Here is a 9,739-nt window from a genome sequence, read left to right on the forward strand (position 1 = left end):
CCACCCCGGCCCGGGCAATCCAGCATGGCCCAAACGGACCGCAATGTCATAAGACAAGCGTTTTCCAGGCAGATGAAATCATCTGCTGGCCCGGAAAACGCGGTAAAAAGCGAAATTTTAGAGCAGCCGAACCGATGCCATCGGATCGGAATCTGCTCTGGATTCAGCTCTTCGGGATGCCCCGAAGAACCAGCTTGCCGATGGCCGTGCCCGTTTCCACCAGCGCATGCGCCTGCCTCAGCGCCGCCGCGCTCATCGGTCCCAGATCGCGTGTCATCGTACCCTGCAACACGCCCTCGTCCACCAGCCGCGCGATCTCGCACAAGGCATGATGCTGCTCGACCATGTCGGACGTTCCATAGATGGAGCGCGTGAACACGCCTTCCCACGCCACCGTGACCGACTTCTGCCGCAGCGGCACGATGTCGAAGCTCTTCACGTCATCGATAACGGCCAGACTGCCCTGCGGCGCGATGATGCGGGCATAGGCGGGCAGATGCCAGTCGCTGGCGGCCAGGCTGGCGATGAAATCAACCGATTTTACACCGATCCCGCTCAGCCCGTCATGCAGCGGGGCACGATGGTCGATCACGTCATGCGCGCCCATCTGCCTCACCCATGCGATGCTCTCGGCGCGCGATGCGGTCGCGATGACGCGTAGCTTCGTCAGCTGCCGGGCCAGCTGCACCAGCATCGAACCGACGCCGCCCGCGCCATTGACGATCAGGATCGACTGCCCCTCACCCCCGCCGCGCAGGACGCGCAGCCGGTCGAACAGCAGTTCCCAAGCTGTCAGCCCCGTCAGGGGCAGCGCCGCCGCTTGCGCAAAGTCGATCGAGCGTGGCTTGCGGCCAACCAGGCGTTCGTCAACCGCATGCAATTCAGCGTTGGTCCCAGGCCGCTTGACCGTGCCCGCATGGAAGACCTCGTCGCCCGGCGCGAACAGCGTCACTTCCGGGCCAACGGCCTCCACCACGCCAGCCGCATCATAACCCAGCACCATCGGCTCGCCCGCAGGCTTGGCGCCGCCACGCAGCTTCGTATCGACCGGGTTCACCGACACGGCATGGACACGGACGATCAGGTCGCGCGGGCCGGGCGACGGATCGGCGACCTCGATGTCGATCAGCGCATCCTCCCGATCGATCGGGCCGCCCTGCCTGAAACCCACCGCCTTCATGCCCAGCCTGCTCCCCAAAAGCCGATCATCCGCCACCCGCTTACCGGCTTCCGGCGAAAAGGAAAGCCGCCCGCTATGTCAGGCCAGTTCCAGCGCCATCGCCGTCGCTTCCCCGCCACCAATGCACAGGCTCGCCACCCCGCGCTTAAGCCCGCGCTCCTGCAATGCGGCCAGCAGCGTCGCCACGATGCGCGCGCCCGACGCGCCGATCGGATGCCCCAGCGCGGTGGCGCCGCCATTCACGTTCAGCTTGTCAGCCAGAATGCCAAGCTCCTTTGCCGCGATCATCGCCACCACGGCAAAGGCTTCGTTCACCTCGAACAGATCGACATCCTCCACCTGCCAGCCCGCCTTTTCCAGCAGCTTGCGCATTGCCGGGACCGGCGCCGTCGTAAAGCGCGACGGTTCATGCGCATGGGCAGCGCTTGCGACGACCGTTGCGATCACCGGCAGCCCCAGCCGCTCGGCCACGCTCCGCCGCGTCATCACGAGCGCCGCCGCGCCATCGGAAATGGAGGAGCTGTTCGCCGCCGTGATCGTCCCATCGGCAACGAAAGCGGGCTTGAGCGACGGAATCTTGTCCGGCCGCGCCTTTCCCGGCTGCTCGTCCGTGTCGACCACAGTATCGCCGCCACGTCCGGGCACCGTCACCGCGGCAATCTCCCGCCGGAAAGCGCCGCTCGCGATCGCCGCCTGTGCCCGTTCCAGCGATCGCACCGCATAGGCATCCTGCTCGGCGCGGGTGAACTGATAGTCGCGCACCGCGTCCTCGGCAAAGACGCCCATCGCCTTGCCCGGCTCATAGGCATCTTCCAGCCCGTCCATCATCATCGTGTCGATGATCCGGTCATGGCCGATCCGTGCGCCCGACCGGTGCTTTGGCAGCGCATAGGGGGCGTTGGTCATGCTTTCCATGCCGCCCGCGACGACCAGATCGGCCGCCCCCGCCATCAGCGCCTCCTGCGCCATGATCGCTGCCTGCATGCCCGAACCGCACATCTTGTTGACGGTGGTGGCCTCCGTATTGAGGCCGAGCCCCGCACCCAGAGCCGCCTGCCGCGCGGGCGCCTGACCCAGCCCCGCAGGCAATACGCAGCCCATATAGATGCGGTCGATCGCATCCACCGGGGCCCCTGCCCGCTCCATCGCGGCCTTCACCGCCGTAGCGCCCAGATCAGTGGCCTTCAGCGGCGATAGCACACCCTGAAAGCCGCCCATGGGCGTCCGGGCATAGCCAGCAATCACAACAGGATCATCCTGCATGGCATTTTCCTTTACCTGTCGGCAGGGGCGGTGCAGCGCCCCGGCCATCGTCTGGCTCGATATAGGAACCTGGCGCTCCTTATGCATCATCCCGACGATCAGGAAAGTGGTTCAGCGCGCGGGCAGAACCTCCCTGCCGCCAGCACAGTGCGACCCCTCCAGCCCCGCCGCCCAGGCGATCGCCCCTCCGATCATCTTGCGATGCAGCGGCTCGCCATAGGTCGACGCAGCATGGCCCAGCGCCGAATAGAAGGCGCGGCCATCGCCCACGCAATGCGTCCACACCATCGGGTGATCCGCGCCCATGCGGATGTCCTTCGCCTTGGTGAAGGATGTCAGCTTTTGCAGCGGACTGTAGCTTTTCTCATCGATGGTGACGAGGATGCGATAGCCCTTGGCGCGCGGGCTCGCGTCGAAGCTGTACCATTCATCCGTCCGCCGCCACGTCCTGGGCAGGTCGCGGGTCGCGGGATGATCGCGATCCTCGACTTTCAGCGTCGCCTCCTGAAACTGTGGACCCATGATATGGCCGATGAACTGCGCGCCGATCAGATTTTCGACATACCAGCGCCACGCATATTGCGGATCACCGCCAGCGCCGTGCAGCCCGACAAAGCCGCCGCCCTTTTCCAGCCAGGCACGAAAAGCGTCACGCTGTGCCGGCGTCAGCACGTCGCCGCTGACGCTGCTCCACACCACCGCCTTGAACCGCTTCAACTGCGCGGGATTGAACACCGCCGCATTTTCGGTCGTGTAGCTGCTCCACCCCCGCTGCTTCGCGATCTCCGCAATCGCGCGGTTCGCCGCCACGATCTGCTCATCGTCGCGAAAGCCATTGGTCTTGGAAAAGATGAGGATCGCCTTGTCCGACAGCGCAGGCAGGATAGGCGGCGTCTCGTCATAACTCGCGCCCACGCCCAGCACGATGCGTCCAAAATTACCCGGACCAATTGCCCGCACGGTCATCGCCACCAGGATGGCTACCGCCAGCAGGACGATGATCGCCACCCATTTGATGACACGCCACGCCTTGCTTCTACCCTTCGCCATCCCATCATCCCCCTTCATGCTTGTCAGCGCCCTGCCTTCAGAAGCACGGTCCCTAAACCCAGCCACGTTCAGCAGCGCGAAAGGCATATCCGGATATTCGGGCAGAAGTAAACATGTGCGTTGCGTTGTCCGCAATGCTGCAATAGTTTCTCGCCACAGTTAAACGGAGACCATGATGAAGAACTGGATGATCGCGGCGGCCCTGATTGCAATGTCGCCCATGCCCGCCTTCGCGCAGACGGCCTACTCCACCGCTTCGACCGAACTCGGCACACTGCTCGACGATCCGGCCGCCAAGGCTGTCCTAGAAAAGCACGTCCCCGGCATGACCACCAATGATCAGGTCGACATGGCCCGCGCGATGACGCTCAAGGATATTCAGCAATATTCGCCCGATGACATCACGGACAAGGTTCTTGCCGCCATCGACGCAGACCTCGCGAAGCTCCCCGCCAAGAAATAATCACCGCTTTTCTGGCCGGGGTGGTTCATCCCGGCCAGCCCGATCACCAGCTTTCCCGTCCGCGCAGCAGGACATCCACCGCATCGGCGGCAAAGCGCGCGGCCTCTTCCCGGCTCACCTCCCGGATCGTTTCTTCCGTCCTGCGCCAACCCTGTATCATGCTGAGCAACTGCCGCGCCACGCGCTCGGGATCGACCGGCGGCGCCAGGTCGTCCTTCGTCCCTGCGACGATCTCGCTGGTCAGGAACTGAAGCTCATAGCGATAGCCGATCTGATAAAAGCTCTGCGCGATCTCCGGAAAGCGTGACGCGGTGGTCAGGATCAGCCGGTCGAACTGCGCCACTTCGGGATTGCCCAGCGACTCCATCAAAATCTGCGCATGGCGCTTCAGCCGGTCGGGAAATGGCTCCGGCAGGTCCGCATTGCCCGCGCTGGCATCGCTCGACCATCGCTGAACCCGGTCCTCGACCACCGCTTTCATCAGCGCTTCCTTGGTCGGATGGCGCGCGTAGAGCGTTCGTTTCGACACCGCCGCCGCCTGGGCCACCGCCTCCATCGACGTCGCTTCATACCCCGTCGACAGGAACAGGTCCCGCGCCGCCGTCAGGATGGCTTCATCAATCTGGCCCGCCTTCTTGTTCGGCGGCCTCCCCGTCCGGCGCGCGGCGGCGTGCTGCCCGGCCGCTTTCGCCTCGCCAGCGTCAGCCTTTTCCATCCCTTTTCCCGTGCGCGGCATGCTCTGTCCAAAAACCTAAATCCGACGCCTCCTTATGTCGGTTTGATTTGGCATCACAAGCAAAGTCTCTGGTGCCCCGGACCGTATCGGTAATCGGGCCGCATTCCGGGACGCAACGTCGCGCCCCGGTTGCGGCCCGCCTTCAAGAACAACCCGCTCAGCCCTGCCGCTGGCTGATCTGAAGGAGATGCCCTTCAGGGTCCTTGACGAAGGCATGGCGCCCAAAGCCGGGAACCTCCCGGTCTTCCACCACCGTGCCCCCCGCCTTCTCGACGCGTTGCAAACAGGCGCTAAGGTCTCCGCTCGCAAAGCCGATGATGGATTCATTATTGGCAGGCTGCACGTCCTCGGGAAAGCTCGCCAGGATGAACAGCGGACCGCCCTTGTAGGTCGGCTGATAAACGATTTCGACGACATCGCGCCCAGTGATCTTCGCGTCCATCCGGTTCATTTCCACCAGCCCGAACACGGATTTGTAGAAGGCTTCGGACTTCCCGATGTCATGGACGACCAACTTCAGGAACATGAAGTCGATATCCTGTTCCGCACCAAAAGGCAGTTCCATCATTCTCTCCCGGGTTGATTTCCGCTCTTCACATTTCCGGCTCCCGCCGGAATCGATCAGGGAATTTTCACATTATCGTGTAATTAGTCAATCATTACTATGCTTGCCATTCTTCTCCGGCTGCGCGACGAGGCAAAAGATGAATGAAGTGCGTATCAAGAGGCGTGCGGGCCGCCCGACGGCGGAGGTGGCCGAACAAAAGCGCATGAACCTGATCCTCGTCGCGCTTGAGGAATTTGCGCGCTCCGGCTTCCACGCCGCATCCCTGCGCGACATCGCGGAAAAGGCTGAGGTGTCGAGCCGAACGCTCTACAATCACTTTCCCGACAAGCTGGCTCTTTTCGAAGCCAGCCTGGAACATTCGGGCGCGCAGCTGATGCCTGACCTGCCCGACCTTGAAGGCGACCTGCACACCCGGCTCGTCACCTACGCAACGGAGATGCAGCGCCAGCTTTCATCCACGCGCAGCACCCGCATCGCGCGCCTCATCTATCGGGAGGGCGGCGAATTTGACGAACTGCGCCAGATCGCCCGCCACCAGTTCGAACGGCATCAGGTCAGCCCGGTCGCGGAACTGCTGGAAAAGGAAGGCGTCGCGGAAGCGGATAGCCGCAACTTCGCCAAGCAGTTCGTCGCCATGGCCTTTGGCGAATGGCAACGCCGCCTGTTGTTCGGTGGTCCTCCCCTGACGCCCGACGAAATGGCCGCGCACGCGCGATTTGTGACCCAACTCTTCCTGAACGGCATCGCCCCCAGCCTTCGCGGCAATGACGCGGGCCTTTGAAGGCTCCTTCTCCGTCACCCCGGGCTTGACCCGGGGTCCCGCTGCCTCCGCAGCGCCAGATAGCAAGTCCAGGTGCTCCTGAACGCCCCTGGAGCCCGCCCCGGACCCGATAGGCCGTTCCCGGCGTTCTCTAGCCGGAAGGGAGAATGATGCATGGAGCAAATGGCATCGGGGGCGCTATTTGATGATGATCCGTCGCAGGAACAGGGCTGGAACCCGTCTGTCGCGGATACTGACGGCAGAGCGGCCGCCCTGCTGGACCTGCTCGCCCTGCTCAAGGCGCGCGGCTATCATTTCATCACCCCCACCCCCGCGACACATGCACGCCTGATCGAACGCGCGCCACTGCGCCGCGCCCACGACCTGCGCGACGTGTTCGGCTGGTCGCTGCCATTCGACGCCGATCTGCTTGAGCCCGAACTGCTCCATATTCTCGACCGAGCGAGAGCGCTCGAACAGCATGGCGACGGCCTCAAAAGCCGCTTCCGCGTGTCGTCGCTCGGCCCTGATCTGCTGCTGCATTCCGCCTATCCCACCGATGATCAGGACGCGATCTTCTTCGGGCCGGACAGTTACCGCTTCGCCCGGCTGATCAGCGATGAACTGTCCCGATGCCCGCAGCGCGACGGCGCACGGCTTGTCGACATGGGGACGGGCGCGGGCGTCGGCGGCATCGTCGCCGCGCATCATTGCCCGCGCGTCGAAATCATCATGACCGACGTCAATCCCGCTGCGCTCCGCCTCGCCCGGATCAACGCGCAGGCGGCTGGTGTCGATGCGCACTTCTGCGAGGCTGGGGATTTGTCGCCGATCGGCGGAACGTTCGATCTGCTCCTCGCCAACCCGCCCTATATCGTCGACTCCGCAGGCCGCGCCTATCGCGACGGCGGCGGCATGCACGGGGCTGAAATATCACTGACGATGGCGCGGCAGGCCGTGCCCCGGCTGGCTGATGACGGCCGCTTCATCCTTTACACCGGCAGCGCTATCGTCGGCGGCAACGACGAACTGAAGGTGCGCCTTTCCAGCCTTGCGCAAGAGCATGGCTGCCTGCTGCGCTATGCCGAAATCGATCCGGACGTGTTCGGCGAGGAGCTGGAAAACCCCGCCTATGCCGATGTCGAGCGCATCGCGCTGATCTCCGCAGTGATCGAACGCCGGGCGGCCTCGAATTGATCTCCGTAAAGGCACGACCCCTGCACTTGCTGGCTGGCCTTGTCCTCGGCCTGGCGGCGGGCATCATTACCAGCGGGCCGCTGCAGCAGACCCTTGGGACCATTCTTCAGCCGGTCGGCAGCCTCTGGCTCGATGCGCTGACCATGACGGTCGTGCCGCTGGTCTTCGGCTTGCTCGTCACCGGCATCGCTTCGGCCTCTCGCAACGCCGCTGCTGGCAGCATCGCGGGCCGCGCCCTCATCCTCTTCGCGCTGATGCTGACGGCAGCTTCGGTCTGCGCGGCGTTTATGGCGGAGGGGCTATTGCGGCTCTGGCCAGTCGCGCAGGGTTTCGCGCCGGTCGGGGCCCCGCCGCCCCCTCCGCCGCAGAGCGCATGGTACAGCGGCATCATCCCCGCAAACCCGCTCAAGGCCGCCGTTGAAACGGCCATGGTGCCGCTGGTCGTCTTCGCGATCTTCTTCGGCTTTGCCATCGCGCGCATCACCCAGGATCTGGCCGACGCCTTGCTCAGGCTCCTGACCGGCCTTGTCGAAACCATGCTGGTCATCGTCGGTTGGGTGCTGGCCGTCGCGCCCATCGGCATCGCGGCCTTGGCCTTCGGCGCGGGCGCGAAGCTCGGCGTCGGCGCGGTGGGTGCCTTTGCCCAATATATCGGGGTCGTCGCTGCCTGCTGCCTTGCCGCGACGCTGCTCGCCTATATCTGGGCAGCTGTGGCCGGGCGCCGCTCTCCCCTCCGTTTCGCCCGATCGGCCCTTCCGGCCCAGGCCGTCGCGCTCGGCACGCAATCCTCGCTCGCAACGCTGCCCGTCATGGTGGACGCTGCCCGCGACCTCGACGTTCCGGAAGAAACCGCCGCCATCGTCCTGCCGATGGCCGTGTCGCTGTTCCGCGCCTCCAGCGTCGCCGCGAACGTCGCTGTCGCCATCTATCTCGGCCACATGCATGGCGTAGCGATCGGCATCGCCACCCTGGCGCTGATCGCCCTCGTCGCCGTGCCCGTCAGCCTCGGCGCGGTCGGCCTTCCCGCGCAAGTCTCCTTCTTCGCGACGATCGCCCCCGTCTGCATCGCCGCTGGCGTGCCCGTGACGGCGCTGCCGTTACTCCTGGCGATAGAGGCGATCCCCGACCTCTTCCGCACCGTCGGCAACGTCACCAACGACATCGCCGCCGCCTTCATCGTTACGCCACCGCAACGACCTTCTTCCTAGAAATCGCGTTTATTTCGCTATTTCCTTTTGGCATTTGCGTAATCCGCGCCACTCCCGCCTCATATTTCAGATTATGCACGGAAATCCCCGTCTCCACCCGCTGCACTCCAGGCAGGGTACGAATCTTGGCCGAAACCAGGTCATTCAGCTGCTCGATATTCGTGAAAAGGCCCATCGCCAGCAAATTGAACCGGCCCAGCAGCAGCACGACGCAATTGATCTCCGGCATCCGCCTCAATTGCTCCGCGATCGCCGTCACCTGCGACGGATCGGCGTTGATCCCCATCATGCAAAGGTTGGGCGACCCCGCGAGGCGGAAATCCGTCACCACCGTGAAATGGATCAGCCCCTCATTCTGCAACCGCTTTATCCGCGCCCGGATCGTACCTTCCGTGACGCCCAGTTCAGCAGCAATCGCCCGGTTCGAAATGCGCGCATCGAAGGACAGCTTGTCCACGATCCTCCGGTCCAGCGGATCCAGCAGCGGCGCGCTCATGTCGGCCCCAGCGGCACGACGTTGAACTCATATTTGACGATGTCCACCGCCACGCCGGAATCAATCTGCGCCACACCGTCGATGCCGGAGATATGGTCGTAGAGAAATTCCTGAACCTCGGAAAAATCATGGAGCGCCACCATCAGCTCCAGATCATAACCCCCGTTCATGGCATTGACGCTCAGCACTTCGGGGAATTTGGCAAGGTCGCGTCCCACTTCCTGAATGCCACGCCCCTGCACCCTGACGCCGACGGCAATGATGACATTATACCCCCTTGCCGCGAAGTCGGTCACCGCGACGACACGCATCGCCCGCGCATCCTCCATCTTCTGCAACCGTGCCGAAACGGTAGCGGCGGTCACCGACAATTGCTGCGCAATGTCCTGGTTGGTTGCCCGCCCATTGGTCCGCAATATGTCGATAATGCTGTTGTCCAGTGCATCCAGTGCGGGCGGCGCTGCCATCCGCCCATTCCGTATCTGCATTCCCCATGCCTCCCGTAGATGCGCGGGTTATAGCGTGCAGGAGTTCAGAGTGCCACCTGACGGCCGGGAGCGGATGACTGGCCGTGGCCGCCCGGTCTTCAACAATGCACAGTTCTGCGCACCGTCACGCCGCATGTTTTGATGGCAACGATCATCCATCATGACGATGCGTATGAAACGGGTGGTTCAGCTATGCGAAAAAAATCCGCCATCTACCATCCAATCTCGACGGCCCTCCCGCGGCCTCACTGGTCCAGCAATGCCCTCACGCAATCCACCGCGTTCTTTGCGCGTTGTTGTGGTGGTATTCCTGCGTCTATTTGTTTTTGC

12 protein-coding genes are annotated in these 9,739 nt (G+C 63.7%); 5 read left to right on the forward strand and 7 right to left on the reverse strand.

Annotated features, from left to right (window positions below; translation table 11 throughout):
- Positions 1 to 163: 163 nt before the first annotated feature.
- From MU848_RS15475 to MU848_RS15485, 3 genes are all read right to left on the reverse strand, one after another.
- Positions 164 to 1,180 (reverse strand): zinc-binding alcohol dehydrogenase family protein, encoded by a 1,017-nt coding sequence (locus MU848_RS15475; protein ID WP_247233996.1) that lies wholly within the window; start codon positions 1,178 to 1,180, stop codon positions 164 to 166.
- 78 nt (positions 1,181 to 1,258) lie between these two features.
- Positions 1,259 to 2,443, reverse strand: a complete 1,185-nt coding sequence (locus MU848_RS15480; protein ID WP_247233998.1) for an acetyl-CoA C-acyltransferase — start codon at positions 2,441 to 2,443, stop codon at positions 1,259 to 1,261.
- Between the two features lie 111 nt (positions 2,444 to 2,554).
- Positions 2,555 to 3,493 (reverse strand): ThuA domain-containing protein, encoded by a 939-nt coding sequence (locus tag MU848_RS15485; protein ID WP_247234000.1) that lies wholly within the window; start codon positions 3,491 to 3,493, stop codon positions 2,555 to 2,557.
- Between the two features lie 175 nt (positions 3,494 to 3,668).
- On the opposite strand from MU848_RS15485, the gene MU848_RS15490 reads away from it, so the two are divergent.
- Positions 3,669 to 3,956 carry a hypothetical protein gene (locus MU848_RS15490; RefSeq protein ID WP_201516139.1) on the forward strand — a complete coding sequence of 96 codons (288 nt, stop codon included), beginning with the start codon at positions 3,669 to 3,671 and terminating at the stop codon, positions 3,954 to 3,956.
- Positions 3,957 to 3,999: 43 nt separating this feature from the next.
- On the opposite strand, the gene MU848_RS15495 is transcribed toward MU848_RS15490, so the two are convergent.
- Both MU848_RS15495 and MU848_RS15500 read right to left on the reverse strand, forming a co-directional pair.
- The gene (locus tag MU848_RS15495; protein WP_247234002.1) at positions 4,000 to 4,671 is read right to left on the reverse strand and encodes a TetR/AcrR family transcriptional regulator; all 672 of its coding nucleotides are present in this window, start codon (positions 4,669 to 4,671) and stop codon (positions 4,000 to 4,002) included.
- Between the two features lie 178 nt (positions 4,672 to 4,849).
- On the reverse strand, positions 4,850 to 5,257 hold the full coding sequence (locus MU848_RS15500) for a VOC family protein (protein WP_247234004.1): 408 nt from the start codon (positions 5,255 to 5,257) through the stop codon (positions 4,850 to 4,852).
- Positions 5,258 to 5,396: 139 nt separating this feature from the next.
- Here MU848_RS15500 and MU848_RS15505 point away from each other — a divergent pair, with 139 nt between their 5' ends.
- From MU848_RS15505 to MU848_RS15515, 3 genes are all read left to right on the forward strand, one after another.
- A complete protein-coding gene (locus MU848_RS15505; RefSeq protein ID WP_247234006.1) occupies positions 5,397 to 6,041 on the forward strand; it encodes a TetR/AcrR family transcriptional regulator in 645 nt (214 codons plus the stop codon).
- A 153-nt stretch (positions 6,042 to 6,194) separates the two neighbouring features.
- Complete coding sequence (locus MU848_RS15510; RefSeq protein ID WP_247234008.1) at positions 6,195 to 7,217, forward strand: methyltransferase; 1,023 nt, start codon at positions 6,195 to 6,197, stop codon at positions 7,215 to 7,217.
- Positions 7,218 to 7,243: 26 nt separating this feature from the next.
- A complete protein-coding gene (locus MU848_RS15515; RefSeq protein ID WP_247234010.1) occupies positions 7,244 to 8,425 on the forward strand; it encodes a dicarboxylate/amino acid:cation symporter in 1,182 nt (393 codons plus the stop codon).
- On the opposite strand, the gene MU848_RS15520 is transcribed toward MU848_RS15515, so the two are convergent.
- Both MU848_RS15520 and MU848_RS15525 read right to left on the reverse strand, forming a co-directional pair.
- The gene (locus MU848_RS15520) at positions 8,397 to 8,921 is read right to left on the reverse strand and encodes an Lrp/AsnC family transcriptional regulator (protein WP_247234012.1); all 525 of its coding nucleotides are present in this window, start codon (positions 8,919 to 8,921) and stop codon (positions 8,397 to 8,399) included. The genes MU848_RS15515 and MU848_RS15520 overlap by 29 nt on opposite strands.
- On the reverse strand, positions 8,918 to 9,409 hold the full coding sequence (locus MU848_RS15525; protein ID WP_247234014.1) for an Lrp/AsnC family transcriptional regulator: 492 nt from the start codon (positions 9,407 to 9,409) through the stop codon (positions 8,918 to 8,920). The genes MU848_RS15520 and MU848_RS15525 overlap by 4 nt, the downstream gene beginning before the upstream one ends.
- A gap of 141 nt (positions 9,410 to 9,550) precedes the next feature.
- Between MU848_RS15525 and MU848_RS15530 the strand changes: the two genes are divergently transcribed.
- Positions 9,551 to 9,739: hypothetical protein (locus tag MU848_RS15530; protein WP_247234015.1), on the forward strand; the 189-nt coding region annotated here is incomplete at its 3' end.

It is taken from the genome of Sphingobium agri (genome assembly GCF_023051225.1).
GTDB classification, from domain to species: domain Bacteria; phylum Pseudomonadota; class Alphaproteobacteria; order Sphingomonadales; family Sphingomonadaceae; genus Sphingobium; species Sphingobium agri.